The sequence below is a fragment of the Candidatus Latescibacterota bacterium genome (assembly GCA_020633725.1).
In the GTDB taxonomy this organism is placed as follows: Bacteria; Krumholzibacteriota; Krumholzibacteriia; order JACNKJ01; family JACNKJ01; genus VGXI01.
On record JACKDC010000005.1, the window covers coordinates 312,841 to 327,002 of the forward strand.

Annotated in this window: 10 protein-coding genes and 2 tRNA genes; 10 read left to right on the forward strand and 2 right to left on the reverse strand. The window is 70.1% G+C overall.

The window, feature by feature from the left end:
- Nucleotides 1–11 precede the first annotated feature (11 nt).
- Nucleotides 12–1,562: an acyl-CoA carboxylase subunit beta gene (locus H6693_12370; GenBank protein MCB9516977.1), complete on the reverse strand. Its 1,551-nt coding sequence runs from the start codon at nt 1,560–1,562 to the stop codon at nt 12–14.
- Nucleotides 1,563–1,724: 162 nt separating this feature from the next.
- Between H6693_12370 and H6693_12375 the strand changes: the two genes are divergently transcribed.
- Nucleotides 1,725–3,263, forward strand: coding sequence for a redoxin domain-containing protein (locus tag H6693_12375; protein MCB9516978.1), 1,539 nt, complete (start codon nt 1,725–1,727; stop codon nt 3,261–3,263).
- Here the strand turns inward: H6693_12375 and H6693_12380 are convergent.
- Nucleotides 3,253–4,215, reverse strand: coding sequence for a pyridoxal-phosphate dependent enzyme (locus H6693_12380; GenBank protein ID MCB9516979.1), 963 nt, complete (start codon nt 4,213–4,215; stop codon nt 3,253–3,255). The genes H6693_12375 and H6693_12380 overlap by 11 nt on opposite strands.
- Nucleotides 4,216–4,641: 426 nt before the next feature.
- Here H6693_12380 and H6693_12385 point away from each other — a divergent pair, with 426 nt between their 5' ends.
- The 9 genes from H6693_12385 (at nt 4,642) to H6693_12425 (ending at nt 13,811) form a co-directional block, all read left to right on the forward strand.
- The gene (locus H6693_12385; protein MCB9516980.1) at nt 4,642–5,433 is read left to right on the forward strand and encodes an enoyl-CoA hydratase/isomerase family protein; all 792 of its coding nucleotides are present in this window, start codon (nt 4,642–4,644) and stop codon (nt 5,431–5,433) included.
- Nucleotides 5,434–5,523: 90 nt separating this feature from the next.
- Nucleotides 5,524–5,605: transfer RNA gene (locus H6693_12390), tRNA-Leu, on the forward strand.
- A 30-nt stretch (nt 5,606–5,635) separates the two neighbouring features.
- Complete coding sequence (tig, locus tag H6693_12395) at nt 5,636–7,015, forward strand: trigger factor (protein MCB9516981.1); 1,380 nt, start codon at nt 5,636–5,638, stop codon at nt 7,013–7,015.
- Nucleotides 7,016–7,051: 36 nt separating this feature from the next.
- Complete coding sequence (clpP, locus tag H6693_12400) at nt 7,052–7,663, forward strand: ATP-dependent Clp endopeptidase proteolytic subunit ClpP (protein MCB9516982.1); 612 nt, start codon at nt 7,052–7,054, stop codon at nt 7,661–7,663.
- A 113-nt stretch (nt 7,664–7,776) separates the two neighbouring features.
- Complete coding sequence (gene clpX, locus H6693_12405; GenBank protein ID MCB9516983.1) at nt 7,777–9,003, forward strand: ATP-dependent Clp protease ATP-binding subunit ClpX; 1,227 nt, start codon at nt 7,777–7,779, stop codon at nt 9,001–9,003.
- Between the two features lie 68 nt (nt 9,004–9,071).
- Nucleotides 9,072–11,534 carry an endopeptidase La gene (gene lon, locus H6693_12410; GenBank protein MCB9516984.1) on the forward strand — a complete coding sequence of 821 codons (2,463 nt, stop codon included), beginning with the start codon at nt 9,072–9,074 and terminating at the stop codon, nt 11,532–11,534.
- Nucleotides 11,535–11,538: 4 nt separating this feature from the next.
- Complete coding sequence (gene ysxC / locus H6693_12415) at nt 11,539–12,207, forward strand: ribosome biogenesis GTP-binding protein YsxC (GenBank protein MCB9516985.1); 669 nt, start codon at nt 11,539–11,541, stop codon at nt 12,205–12,207.
- 90 nt (nt 12,208–12,297) lie between these two features.
- A complete protein-coding gene (locus H6693_12420; protein ID MCB9516986.1) occupies nt 12,298–13,608 on the forward strand; it encodes an adenylosuccinate synthase in 1,311 nt (436 codons plus the stop codon).
- A 130-nt stretch (nt 13,609–13,738) separates the two neighbouring features.
- A tRNA-Lys gene (locus tag H6693_12425) sits at nt 13,739–13,811 on the forward strand.
- The last annotated feature ends 351 nt before the right edge of the window (nt 13,812–14,162 follow it).

The window sequence follows — 14,162 nt, forward strand, 5'->3', positions numbered from 1 at the left end:
GCGCGCTCCGATCAGAGGGGAAGGTTGCCGTGCTTCTTGGGCGGCAGCTGCTGGCGCTTGTTCGCGAGGCTGCGCAGGCCGGCGATGAGGCGCTGGCGCGTTTCGCGGGGCAGGATCACGTCGTCGATGAAGCCCGCCTCCGCGGCCAGGTAGGGGTGCGCGAACTGCTCGTTGTAGCGCTGGATCAGCGCGGCGCGGCGCGCGGCGTCGCCCTCGCCACCCGCCAGCTCCTTGCGGTAGAGGATGTTCACCGCGCCCTCGGCGCCCATCACCGCCAGTTCGGCCATGGGCCAGGCGTAGTTCAGGTCCGCGCGGATGTGCTTGGAGCTCATCACGTCGTAGGCGCCGCCGTAGGCCTTGCGCAGCACCACCGTGAGCTTGGGGACCGTCGCCTCGCAGAAGGCGAAGAGCAGCTTCGCGCCGTGCTTGATGATCCCGCCGAACTCCTGGTCCGTGCCGGGCAGGAAGCCGGGGACGTCTACCAAGGTGATCAGCGGAATGTTGAAGGCGTCGCAGAAGCGCACGAAGCGCGCGCCCTTCACGCTGGCGGCGATGTCCAGCGCGCCGGCCATGGCCTTGGACTGGTTGGCCACCACGCCCACGCTCTGGCCGCCCAGGCGCGCGAAGCCCACCACGATGTTGCGCGCGTAGTCCTTCTGCACCTCGAAGAAGCTGCCGCCGTCGAAGACGCGGTCGATGACCTCGACCACGTCGAAGGGCACCTTGGGATCGGCGGGAATCAGCGAGTCGAGGCTCTCGTCCTGACGGTCGGGGGGATCGTCGCTGTCCACGCGCGGCGGGTCGTCGAGGTTGTTGGAGGGCAGGTAGGAGAGCAGCTTCTTGACCTGCAGCAGCGCCTCCTGATCGCTGGCCGCGCTGAAGTGCGCCACGCCGCTGCGCGAGTTGTGCGTGCCCGCGCCGCCGAGGTCCTCGAAGCTCACCTCCTCGCCGGTGACCATCTTGATGACGTTGGGGCCGGTCACGAACATGTGGCTCGTGCCCTCGACCATGAGGATGAAGTCCGTGATCGCCGGGCTGTAGACTGCCCCGCCCGCGCAGGGGCCCATGATCACGCTGATCTGGGGGATGACGCCGCTGGCCAGCGTGTTGCGCAGGAAGATGTCCGCGTAGCCGCCGAGCGAGTAGACGCCCTCCTGGATGCGCGCGCCGCCCGAGTCGTTCAGGCCGATCACCGGTGCGCCGCCCTCCAGCGCCAGGTCCATGAGCCGGCAGATCTTCTGCGCGTTCGCCTCGCTCATGGTGCCGCCGAAGACGGTGAAGTCCTGCGCGAATGCGTAGACCAGCCGCCCGGCCACGCGGCCGAAGCCGCAGACGACGCCGTCGCCCACGGGCCGGTTGTCGGCGATGGACGGATCCCCCGAGCGATGGGTGACGAAGACGCCCAGCTCCTGGAAGGTGCCCTTGTCGAAGAGCAGCTGGATGCGCTCGTGGGCCGTGAGGCGGCCGGAGTCGTGCAGCTTGGCGATGCGCTCGGCGCCGCCGCCGAGACGGGCCTGCTCGCGCTTGGCGTCCAGGCGCTGGTACTTCTCGTCGTGGGCCATCGAAGTCCTTGGGAGGGGGTAAGATGCGCTCGGGGCTGAACCCGCGCAGTCTAGCGGCCGGCGCGGGCAGCGTCAAGACGGCGGCCGCGGCGCGATCGGCGCTGGAACTTCCGTCGCGCTGCGGGTATTCTCGCCCGCAGTCCCACCCCGAGGAGAAACGCGATGACCCTCCGCCGCGCCGCGACCCTGTCCCTGTTGGCCCTTGCCCTTGCCGTCCTGCCCGCGCTGGCCCAGCCGCCCGTGGATACGCCGCCGCCGCCGGAGGAGGATGCGCCCTGGTCCCCGGAGACCTTCCAGACGGAGTTCGCCGCGAGCTACACGCCGCAGCGCGCGCTCGCCCTCTGCATGGACGCGGCCGAGGAGACCGACGACTTCGACTTCCTGCGGCTCATCCTCGACAAGTGGAAGAGCGTGGATCCCGACGACGCCGCGGCCTACTTCGCGCGCCGGCAGGCGTCGCGGGAGGGCTCGCCGCAGGCGGCCGTGCTCCGCGGCCTCGCCAGCCAGGATCCGCTGGACGCCCTCCACTGGGCGCGCGCGGCGATCGCGCTCGACCCCGGCAACCTGGCCGCCTACCGCCTGCTCACCGGCATCTACATGCGAAACCTCTTCGGCGAGACCGATCCGCCCGAGGCGCTCGTCGCCGCCTTCGAACGCGACAAGGACGCCTTCCAGCGGCTGGCGGAGTTCAGCGGCGACGACCCCGAGGCCCTGCGCCCGCTCGAGGAGTACCAGCTTCACGCCGGTGACGCCCAGGCCGCCCTCGCCACCTTCGAGAAGGCCAAGGCCGCCGGCGCCCGCTGGGCGCAGGACCTGGAGCTGGCGCGCATCAAGGCGCATCTCGGCGACTATGGCGCGGTGCGCGACATCGTCGCGAAGAACATCGACAGCTTCGTGGCCGCCGGCCGCCTCTCCGCCGACGAGCGCGACGACTACGTGCGCTACTACTACGCCAACAGCCTGCGCGACGCGCACGCCTACGAACAGCTGCTCACCGAGCGCCGCGCCGAGACCCCGGCCGCGGACGACCGCGAGGCGCGCGCCGACCGCGACTACGACATCGCCTGCCTCGAGGCGATGCTCGGCCGCCGCGAGCCGGCCGTCGACGCGCTGCAGGCCGCGCTGGACAGCGGCTTCACCAACGCTCAGCAGATGAAGGACGACGAGGACCTGAAGTCCCTGCACGACCACCCGCGCTGGAATGCCCTGGTGGCGGAGGCCGAGGCGGCGCACGCGGCCGGCGCCGACGTGCGTCGCACGGCGATCCTCGCCGAGCAGGTGGACCGCGTGGCCCCGGACTGGACGCTTCGCGCCACCGACGGCACGATGGTCTCCCTGGCCGACCTGCGCGGCCAGGTGGTGCTGCTGGACTTCTGGGCGACCTGGTGCGGTCCCTGCCGCATGGCGATGCCCGTCCTCGACACCTGGATGAAGGAGCGCAAGCCCGCAGGGGTGCGGGTCTTCAGCGTGAACGTCTGGGAGCAGACGCCCGCCGGCGCCGCCGCCTTCATGAAGCGCGAGGGCTACGGCATGGAGCTGCTCTTCGACGGCGACGACGTGGCCAAGGCCTACGGCGTCACGGGCATTCCCTACCTCTGCGCGATCGACGCCGAGGGCCACCTGCGCTTCGAGGAGAAGGGCTACTCGCCCGAGCTGGCCGACAAGCTCGACGCCTGGGCGGGCGTGCTGGTCACGCGCTAGTCGGCGACCAGGGCAGCGCGCCGAGATCGACGTTCCCGCCGCTCAGCACCAGCCCCACGCGCCGGCCGCGAAAGCGCGCCGGCGCGGCCATCACCGCGGCCAGGGGCACCGCGCCCGACGGCTCCACCACCAGCTTGAGCCGCTCCCAGAGCAGCCGCATGGCGGCGACGATCTCGTCCTCGGTCACGGTCACGATGCCCGCGAGCAGCTCGCGCAGGATGGGGAAGTTGCGCTCGCCGAGGCCGGTGCGCAGACCGTCGGCGCAAGTGCGCGGGTCGGTCTGGGGGAGGCGCCGGTCCGCGGCGAGGGAGCGGAAGGCGTCGTCCGCGCCCGCGGGCTCGGCGCCCACGAGCTCGATGCGCGCGTTGATGCCGTGGGCCGCGATCGCGCAGCCGCTCATGAGGCCGCCGCCGCCGACCGGGGCGATCAGGACGTCGAGGTCGGCGCGCTCTTCCAGCAGCTCCAGCGCCGCCGTGCCCTGCCCCGCGATGATCGCGTGGTCGTCGTAGGGGTGCACGAAGCGCGCGCCGGTCTCGGCGCCCACGCGGGCGGCGGTCTCCTCGCGCGCGGCGAGCGTGGGGGCGCAGAAGGTGATCCTGCCGCCGTAGCCGCGCACGGCCGCCTGCTTCACCGCGGGCGCGTTCTCGGGCATGACGATCTGCGCCGCCACGCCGCGCTCCCGCGCCGCGAGCGCCAGCGCCGCGGCGAAGTTGCCCGACGAGTGCGTGAGCACGCCGGGGGCGGCGTCGCTGTCCGACAGGGTCATCACCGCGTTCATCGCCCCGCGGATCTTGAAGGAGCCCGTGCGCTGCAGGGGCTCGCACTTGAAGGCGAGCGTCGCGCCCGTCAGCGCATCGAGGCCGGCGCTGGTCAGCACCGGCGTGCGGTGGATGCGGCCGGCGATGCGCGCCGCGGCGGCGCGGACGGTGTCGAGCGTGGGCCTGTCCTGCATGGCGCTCCTCGGGTTCGGTGACGCGCGAGTGTAGCGCGGCCCGCCCCCGGGGGCGAGCTTGATGCGCGGGTCCGAAAACCCGCCCCCGGGGGCGGGTGCGTCGGGCGCTCCGTGCGGGCCAGGGCCTGAAAAATCTGTCGACACCTCCTTGCGTGGGATACCAATGTATAGTATCATGCGTGGGTCGTCAATAGCCAAGCGGTGGAGTGGTGGAGGCTTTCGTCGTGGCATGCAGGGGGCGGGAGAGTCCGTCGAATGCCGGCCGGTCGGCCCCCGGGGGCGAGCTTGACGTCCGAGTCCGAAATCACGCCCCCGGGGGCGGGCGAGCGCGCTTGACCGCTTCGGCGGCGTGGCATAGACTCGCCCCGCCTGCCCCTCCAAGCCCACGGATTCCAACACCTTGGCCGCAGAAGCGGAAGGAGCGCCATGCCCTTCGAGAACCTCGAATTGCGCCACGAGGGCGCGCTGAGCTGGCTGACGGTGCAGCGCCCCAAGGCCCTGAACGCACTGAATGCCGAGCTGCTCGCCGAGCTGGGCGAGGCCCTGGATCAGCTGGAGGCCCGTGCGGCGAGCGGCGAGACCCGCGTGTTGGCCGTGACCGGGGCCGGCGAGAAGGCCTTCGTCGCCGGCGCGGACATCGGCGAGATCGCGCCTCTGCGCGGGGCGGCCGGCAGGACCTTCGCCGAGCGGGGCCAGGCGATCTTCAGCCGGGTCGAGAACCTGCCCGTTCCGGTGATCGCCGCGGTGAACGGCTATGCCCTGGGCGGCGGCTGCGAGCTGGCGCTGGCCTGCCATCTGCGCGTGGCGGCCGACACGGCGGTGCTGGGGCTGCCGGAGGTCACCCTGGGCGTGATCCCGGGCTACGGGGGCACGCAGCGGCTGCCGCGGCTGATCGGGCCGGGGCGGGCGCTGGATCTCATCCTCACGGGGCGCATGGTGAAGGCGCCGGAGGCGCTGGAGCTGGGCCTGGTGAACCGCGTGGTGCCGGCGGCGGAGCTGCTGGACGCCGTGCAGGCCCTGGCGGCCAAGCTCCAGGCCGTGGGCCCCCTGGCCCAGCGGGCGGCGCTGGAGGCCGTGCGGGAGGGCCTGCAGGGCACGCTGACCGAGGGCCTGGCCGTGGAGGCCCGGCTCTTCGGGGGGCTCTGTGACACGGCCGACATGGTGGAGGGTACGGCGGCCTTCCTCGAGAAGCGGAAAGCGGCGTTTACCGGCAAGTGAGGGGCGGCGGGCCGGCCTTGACCCAAGCCCTTGCAAGACCTTTACTATTGCCTCCGCGGGGTCCATCGGAGCCCGGGGGGCGCCGTCCGCGCGAGAGTGGCGGAACTGGCAGACGCGCAGGATTTAGGTTCCTGTGAGGCGACTCGTGGGGGTTCAAGTCCCCCCTCTCGCACCCACGATCACGTCCACGTCAAGGAGACGCATGAGCAGCCAGCAGGCCGCCCCGGGGCAGGATTCACAGCAGCACGAGCACGGACACCACGACCATCCGCCGCTCGTGGAGCTGCAGGGCGTCGAGGTCGAGGAGACGCAGTCCTGGCAGCGCGTGGTGAGCATCAAGCTGCCCGTCAGCGAGTGGGACCAGGCGCGCGCGACGGTGCTGGTGGGCATCCGCCGCAAGGCGCAGCTGCCCGGCTTCCGCAAGGGCAAGGTGCCGAAGGCGATGGTGGAGAGCCACTACGCCCGCGAGATCGCCTACGACGCGCTGGACTGGCTGCTGCCGCGCGCCTGGCATCAGGCGATGCACGAGGTCACGCTCAACACCGTGAACGACCCCGAGTACAGCGACATCGACTTCGGCGAGGAGAGCGGCACCTTCGGCTTCAAGGCCACCGTGGAGGTGCGACCCGAGGTGACGATCACCGGCGCCAAGGGCATGGCCGTCACCTGGTATCGCGAGGACCCGCCGGCCGACGGCGTGGAGCGCACGCTCGAGTCGCTCCAGGAGAGCCGCGCCACCTACGCCGAGGTGGAGCGCGCCGCCGCCGACGGCGACCGGCTGAGCGTCGACTTCCGCCAGGTGGACGAGGACGGCCACGCCATCCTCGGCACCGAGGTCACGGGGCACCTCTTCGAGCTGGGCAGCGACTACGTGCTCGACGCCTTCTCCGACGGCGTGCGCGGCATGAGCGTCGGCGAGGAGCGCCGCTTCCCGGTGACCTACCCGGCCGACTACGACCAGGAATCCCTGGCCGGGCAGTCGCGTCACTTCCAGGTGACGCTGAAGCGCATCGAGGAGAAGCGGCTGCCCACGCTGGACGACGCCTTCGCCGCCGAAGTGGGCAAGTTCAAGTCGATGGACGAGTTGCGCGAGCAGATCAAGGGCAACATCGAGGCCGACATCGAGAACCGCAATCGGGGGCGTCTGGAGACGGCCCTGGTCCAGGGCTTGCTGGCACTGAACCCGTTCGAGCTGCCGCCGTCCATGGTCGAGAACTACCTGGTCCACCTGGTCGCGGACCAGGAGCGCCGCGCCGGACGGGAGATCACGGACGAGGAGCGCCGCGAGGCGGCCAAGGCCATGCGGCCGGGCGCCGAGTTCGCCATCAAGCGCTGGTTCGTGATCGACACCGTGGCGAAGCAGGAGAGCCTCGCGGTGGACGACGCGGAGTTCGAGGCGCACCTCGAGTCCCTGGCCAAGGCCGAGGGCAGCGAGGTCGAGGACATCCGCCGCAGCGTGAAGCGCGCGGATGCCGAGGAGCGCATCCGGGAGGATCTGCTGCACCGGAAGGTCTTCGCCTTCCTGGAGGAGCAGGCGACGATCAAGCGCGAGCCGATGCCCCAGGCGGGGGCCGAGAGCTAGCGGGCGGGCCGAGCGAGCATGAGAAAGGACGGATCCATGGCCTACATCCCCATTCCCTACGTCATCGAGCAGACGGGGCGCGGCGAGCGTTCCTACGACATCTACAGCCGCCTGCTGAAGGACAGGATCATCTTCATCGGCTCGCCCATCGACGACCACCTGGCCAACCTGGTGATCGCCCAGCTGCTCTTCCTCGAGGCGGAGGACCCGGAGCGGGACATCAACATCTACATCAACTCGCCGGGCGGGAGCGTCAGCGCGGGGATGGCCATGTACGACACCATGCAGTACATCAAGCCCGACGTGGCGACCATCTGCATGGGCCTCGCCGCCAGCATGGGGGCCTTCCTCCTGACCAGCGGCGCCAAGGGCAAGCGCAGCGCCCTGCCCCACAGCCGGATCATGATCCACCAGCCCAGCGGCGGCACCCAGGGGCAGGCCAGCAACATCGAAATCTACACCCGGGAGATCCTGAAGACCCGGGACCAGATCAACGAGCTCCTGGCCCATCACACGGGCCAGCCCGTGGACCGGATCAGCCGGGACAGCGACCGCGATTTCTTCATGTCCGCGCCCGAGGCGCGGGACTACGGCATCGTGGATCGGGTTATCGAGCAGCACGCCGCATCCCCGCGGGACGAGGACTAAGCTTCGTCTTGGAGCGGGAACCGAGATAGGGTATCTTACGTGCCAGGGGAGCCCGGGCCCAGGCCCGGGCCGCACGACGCTGCGGCCGCCCGTATTCCAAAAGGACGAACCGGATGATCAAGTGTTCCTTCTGTGGCAGGGGACAGGACGAGGTGGCCAAGCTGGTCAGCGGCCCCAACGTCTACATCTGCAACGAGTGCATCAAGCTCTGTAACGACATCCTCGAAGAAGAGATGGTCCGCCCCGCCATCTTCGAGGATGGCGACTTCCCCAAGCCCACGGAGATCCGCGAGCAGCTCGACACCTACGTCATCGGCCAGGAGCGGGCCAAGATCACGCTGGCCGTGGCCGTCTACAACCACTACAAGCGCATCCATCACCTCCGCGAGGCGGAGGAGGTGGAGCTCGAGAAGAGCAACATCCTGCTGCTGGGGCCCACGGGCACCGGCAAGACGCTGCTGGCGCAGACCCTGGCCCACCTGCTGAAGGTGCCCTTCGCGATCGTGGACGCCACCACGCTCACCGAGGCGGGCTACGTGGGCGAGGACGTCGAGAACATCCTCGTGCGGCTGCTGCAGGCGGCGGACTACAACGTGAGCGCGGCCGAGCGCGGGATCGTCTACATCGACGAGATCGACAAGGTGGCGCGCAAGAGCGACAACCCGTCCATCACGCGCGACGTGTCGGGCGAGGGCGTGCAGCAGGCGCTGCTCAAGATCCTCGAGGGCACCGTGGCCAACGTGCCGCCCCAGGGCGGCCGCAAGCACCCGCAGCAGAAGTACATCGAGATCAACACGCGCAACATCCTGTTCATCTGCGGCGGCGCCTTCGACGGCCTGCACCAGGTGATCTCCAGCCGCGTGGGCTCGAAGAACATGGGCTTCGGCGCCGAGGTGCGCAGCAAGCGCGAGAAGGACCGCGACGACCTCTTCCTGCAGGTCACGCCGCAGGACCTGCTGCGCTACGGGCTGATCCCCGAGCTGGTGGGCCGCCTGCCGGTGGTCGCGCCGCTGCACGGGCTCGACGAGGCCGCCCTGGTGGAGATCCTCGTCAAGCCCAAGAACGCGCTGGTGAAGCAGTACCGAAAGCTCTTCGAGATGGAGGAGATCCAGCTCGAGTTCGACCCGGGCGCGATCCGCGCCGTGGCCCGCAAGGCGCTCAAGCGCGCCACCGGAGCCCGCGGCCTGCGCGCCATCATGGAGGAGGCCATGCTCGACCTCATGTACGACCTGCCCAGCCGGCAGGGCGTGCAGCGCGTGGTCATCTCCGAGGAGAGCGTGTCCGAGGGCAAGCCGCCGAAGATCTTCTTCGACGACGAGCGTCAGATCCGCGAAGCCTAGACCGCTCAGCGAGAACTGAAGCCGGGGCGCCGCCCAGGCGCTCCGGCCTTTGCGTCAAAAGGGGACCCATGTTCGAGATCAAGTACCAGGATCGCACCCTCCAGGTGGACGAGGTGCTGCCCCTGCTGCCCCTGCGCGACGTGGTGGTCTATCCCACCATGATCCATCCGCTGCTGGTGGGCCGTCCGGGCAGCATCGCGGCCGTGGAGCAGGCCATGCTGGCCGAGCGGCTGATCTTCGTCGCCACGCAGAAGGACAAGGAGACGGACGAGCCGGCGCCCCAGGACATCCACCGCACGGGGACCATCGCCCACATCACGCAGCTGCTGCGCCTGCCCGACGGCACCATGAAGATCCTCGTGGAGGGTCTCGCCCGCGGGCGCGTGCGCCACTACGTGCAGGAGGAGGGGCACTTCACCGTGCAGGTGGCGCCCCGCCAGGATCTGCTGCCGGACGAGGAGACGGAGATCGACGCGCTCGTCCGCATGACGCAGGAGTACTTCGCCGACTACGTGCGCCACCACAAGCGCATCGCCGAGGCCGTGCAGGAGAACATCGCGGGCATCGGCGATCCGGTGCTGCTGGCCGACACGGTGGCGACGCACCTGCCCGACAAGCTCGAGCTCAAGCAGACGCTGCTGGAGGAGGAGAACGTCGCCAGCCGGCTGCGCATCCTCGTGCGCGTGCTGAGCGAGGAAGTGGAGATCCTCAAGCTCGAGCGCAAGATCGAGAGCGAGGTCAAGAGCCAGGTCCAGCGCAACCAGCGCGAGTTCTATCTCAACGAGCAGCTGAAGGCCATCCGCCGCGAGCTGGGCCAGGACGTGGACGAGGGCCGCGAGCTCGACGAGCTGGCCGCCGCCATCGAAGAGGCGCGCATGCCCGAAGAGGTGGAGGAGACGGCCATGCGCGAGCTGGACCGCCTCGCCAAGATGCCGCCGATGAGCCCCGAGGCCAGCGTCATCCGCACCTACATCGAGACGCTCGCGGCCATGCCCTGGCGCAAGAAGACCCGCGACCGCCTCGACATCGGCCGCGTGCGCCGCAAGCTGGACGAGGACCACTACGGGCTGGAGAAGATCAAGGAGCGCATCATCGAGTTCATGAGCGTCATGAAGCTCACGCGCCGCAAGAAGACCAAGAGCCCGATCCTCTGCTTCGTGGGACCGCCCGGCGTGGGCAAGACCAGCCTCGGCCGCTCCATCGCCGACGCCATCGGCCGCCACTTCCAGCGCCTCAGCCTGGGCGGCGTGCACGACGAGGCCGAGATCCGCGGCCACCGGCGCACCTACATCGGCTCGATGCCGGGGCGCATCGTGCAGGCGCTGAAGAAGGCCGGCACGCGCAATCCCGTCATCCTGCTCGACGAGGTCGACAAGCTCGGCATGGACTTCCGCGGCGACCCCGCGGCGGCCCTGCTCGAGGTGCTCGACCCCGAGCAGAACCACACCTTCAGCGACCACTACCTCGAGGTGCCCTTCGACCTGTCCGAGGTGCTGTTCATCACCACGGCGAACACGCTGCACAGCATTCCCGACGCGCTGCGCGACCGCCTGGAGATCATCCGGCTGCCGGGCTACCTGCAGCACGAGAAGCGGGGCATCGCGCGCGGCTTCCTGCTGCCGAAGCAGATGCGCGAGCACGGCCTCAAGGACGGGCAGCTCGCGATCCCCGACGAGACGCTGGACCGCATCATCGACGAGTACACGCGCGAGAGCGGCGTCCGCAACCTCGAGCGCGAGCTGGCGACGCTCTGCCGCAAGACCGCGCTCGCGGTGGTGGAGAAGGGCAAGAAGCGCCTCAAGATCGAGCCCGCGCAGCTCGAGACCTACCTCGGCCCGCCGCGCTGGCTGCCGAAGAGCCTCGACCAGGAGGAGAACGTCGTGGGCAGCGCCACGGGCCTGGCCTGGACGCAGGTGGGCGGCGAGACGCTGAACATCGAGGTGCAGCTGATCCCGGGCAAGGGCGAGTTCATCCTCACGGGCCAGCTCGGCGACGTGATGAAGGAGAGCGCCAAGGCCGCGCAGACCATCGTGCGCAGCCGCGCCGAGACCTGGGGCATCGCCAAGGACTTCTTCGCGGGGATGGACGTGCACATCCACGTGCCCGAGGGCGCCACGCCCAAGGACGGCCCCAGCGCCGGCGTGGCCCTCACGGCCGCGCTGGTGAGCGCGATCACGGGGATCCCGGTGCACAAGGACGTCGCCATGACGGGCGAGATCACGCTGCGCGGCAACGTGCTGCCGGTGGGCGGCCTGCCGGAGAAGACCGTCGCCGCGCTGCGGCTCGGCATCCGCAAGGTGCTGCTGCCCAAGGGCAACGAGAAGGACCTGCCCGAGCTGCCCGAGCCCGTGCGCAAGGGGCTGGAGCTGGTCTTCGTCGAGCACGTGGACGAGCTGCTCGCGCACGCCCTGGTGGAGCAGCCGGGCCAGCCGGGACGTGGCCGCGGTGGACGCGGCGGCAAGACCGGCAAGGCGGCGAAGCCCAAGAGCACGCCCGCGCGCCGGCGCAGCGGCGCGACCGTGCACGCCTAGCCGCGTGGGACGCTTCGAGGATCTGCGCTTCACGAAGAGCGTCCTGAAGCTCGCGGACTGCCCGCCGGAGCCCTGGCCCGAGGTCGCCTTCTCGGGCCGCTCCAACGTGGGCAAGAGCAGCATGATCAACCGCATCACGGGCAGGCGCGGCCTGGCCAAGGTCAGCCAGCGGCCGGGCAAGACCCAGGCGCTGAACTTCTTCCGTCTCGGCGACTCGGACGCGCATCTGGTCGACCTGCCCGGCTACGGCTACGCCAAGGTGCCGAAGGCCGTGCAGGACGCCTGGCGCCGCTTCATGACCGACTACCTCGAACGCCGTCAGCAGCTCGCCGGCCTGGTGCAGCTCATGGACTGCCGGCACGAGCCCACGGCGCTGGACCGGCAGATGGTGGGCTGGCTGCGCACGACGCAGCTCCCCTTCCTGCTCGTGCTCACGAAGGCCGACAAGCTCAAGCGCAGCCAGCGGCAGGGCGCCGTGGCCCAGGCCCGCCGCGCGCTGGAGCTGACGGCCGAGCAGCCGCTGCAGCTCTTCTCGTCGGAGGACGGCGAAGGCCGCGCCGAGGTGATCGCCTGGATCGACCAGCGGCTCGCGGCCTGGCGCATGCCGGAGCCCGCGCCCGCGGCCCCGGGCGACGCGAGCGAGGCCTCGGCGAACCCGCCCCTGGAGTCCTGAACCTTCGTTGACAGGCCCGGAAGGGGCGTCTATCTTGGGACGGCTCCGAGCCCGGCCAGCGCGCCGGGCTCACTGCTGAGGAGAAGAGCCATGAGCGCCAAGCAGGGCAGCGCCACGGTCGTCATCGGCGGCCAGTGGGGCGACGAGGGCAAGGGCAAGATGGTGGACACGCTCGCCGCCCGGCACGACGTGGTCGTGCGCTACCAGGGCGGCGCGAACGCGGGGCACACCATCCGCGCCGAGGGGCAGGAGTACATCTTCCACCTGATCCCGTCGGGCATCCTGCTGGAGAACAAGGACTGCGTGCTCGGGCCGGGGCTGGTGGTGGACCCGCTCACCCTGGCCGAGGAGATCAAGACTCTCAAGAAGCGCGGCGTCTCCGTGGACGGCCGGCTCTTCCTCAGCGACAGCGCGCACCTGATCCTGCCCTATCACCGGCTCATCGACCGGCTGCAGGAGGAGTCCAAGAAGGGGCGCTCCATCGGCACCACGGGCCGCGGCATCGGCCCGGCCTACGCGGACAAGGTGTCGCGCAGCGGCCTGCGCGCGGACCTGTTCCGCCTCGAGCCCGAGCGCTTCAAGCGGGTGATCATCGAGCGGATCATCGAGCAGAACCGCAAGATCGACGCGCTTTATCACGGCGACCCCGTGAGCCCCAACGAGACGGCCGAGAAGCTGCTCGCGCTGAAGCCCGTGATCGAGCCCCTGCTCGTGGACAGCGGCGACTTCCTGCACGAGGCCCTCGCGGACGGCAAGCGGCTCCTGCTCGAGGGCGCGCAGGGCACCCTGCTCGACATCGACCACGGGACCTACCCCTTCGTCACCAGCAGCAACCCGAGCATCGGCGGCGCGGTGACCGGCAGCGGCGTGTCGCCGCGCTGGATCGGGTCGGTGGTGGGGATCTTCAAGGCCTACTGCACGCGGGTGGGCAACGGGCCGTTCCCGACCGAGCTGAAGGACGAGCTCGGCGAGGCCCTGCGCCAGCGGGGCGCGGAGTTCGGCGCCACCACGGGCCGGCCGCGCCGCTGCGGCTGGTTCGACCTGCCGGCCGCGCGCTACGCGGTGCGGCTGAACGGCATCGACGTGCTGGCCGTCACCAAGTTCGACGTGCTGAGCGGCCTCGACGAGATCGGCGTCTGCACGGGCTACCGCCTCGACGGCGAGCCGATCGACCGCTTCCCGCGCGACCCGGCCACGCTGGACCGCGTGGAGCCGGTGGTGGAGATGCTGGAGGGCTGGCGCGAGGACATCAGCGAGGCCAAGCGCTGGGAGGACCTGCCCGCCGCCGCGCAGCGCTACCTGGAGTTCCTCAGCCGCGGCCTCGGGCTGCCGGTGGGCCTGCTGGGCGTGGGGCCGGACCGAAAACAGATCCTGGACCTGCAGGCGCGCGCGGTGGCCTAGGCTGTTTCGTGGGTTCCGGCCGCGGCGGGCCGTTCGGCGAGACCGGGGCTTCGAAGCGCGGCGGCCCGCCCTCAATCGCGGCGACGCCGCTTGACGGGTCCAGGCACACTCCCTACGATTTCGACGATACGGGCCGTTAGCTCAGTCGGTAGAGCATCTGACTTTTAATCAGGTGGTCCCGGGTTCGAGTCCCGGGCGGCCCACTCTAAGCCGATGATAGAGAAAGAGATGGACCTAGCTCTTCAAGCGACTGATTCCGGAATGCGGATGATCCTACCCGGATCCTACCTTCGCGAGAAGTTCGAGTATGACCGAAGTAGGATCGTAGGGCGCTGTCGCTGGGCTCCGCATGAGCCGGGTCGGATGGGCTCGGGGCTGAGGCACCCTCAGATCTCTCATGTTCCCGCCTGCTCGGCTCGCAGTGAGCCTGAGCGATGCAGCCCCTTGAATCCTGGATTTCCATCACTCACCAGCTACGAACGTACTCGCATTTCCTGTCCCCAGAGCGCTGGATTGCAGAGATTTTCGCCGGCAAACTAGCCGGCGTGATGGTA

Excerpts from the sequence above, each read along its gene's own strand:
- H6693_12370 (MCB9516977.1), bottom strand. The coding sequence starts at position 1,562 with ATGGCCCACGACGAGAAGTACCAGCGCCTGGACGCCAAGCGCGAGCAG.
- H6693_12375 (MCB9516978.1), top strand. The coding sequence starts at position 1,725 with ATGACCCTCCGCCGCGCCGCGACCCTGTCCCTGTTGGCCCTTGCCCTT.
- H6693_12380 (MCB9516979.1), bottom strand. The coding sequence starts at position 4,215 with ATGCAGGACAGGCCCACGCTCGACACCGTCCGCGCCGCCGCGGCGCGC.
- H6693_12385 (MCB9516980.1), top strand. The coding sequence starts at position 4,642 with ATGCCCTTCGAGAACCTCGAATTGCGCCACGAGGGCGCGCTGAGCTGG.
- tig (MCB9516981.1), top strand. The coding sequence starts at position 5,636 with ATGAGCAGCCAGCAGGCCGCCCCGGGGCAGGATTCACAGCAGCACGAG.
- clpP (MCB9516982.1), top strand. The coding sequence starts at position 7,052 with ATGGCCTACATCCCCATTCCCTACGTCATCGAGCAGACGGGGCGCGGC.
- clpX (MCB9516983.1), top strand. The coding sequence starts at position 7,777 with ATGATCAAGTGTTCCTTCTGTGGCAGGGGACAGGACGAGGTGGCCAAG.
- lon (MCB9516984.1), top strand. The coding sequence starts at position 9,072 with ATGTTCGAGATCAAGTACCAGGATCGCACCCTCCAGGTGGACGAGGTG.
- H6693_12420 (MCB9516986.1), top strand. The coding sequence starts at position 12,298 with ATGAGCGCCAAGCAGGGCAGCGCCACGGTCGTCATCGGCGGCCAGTGG.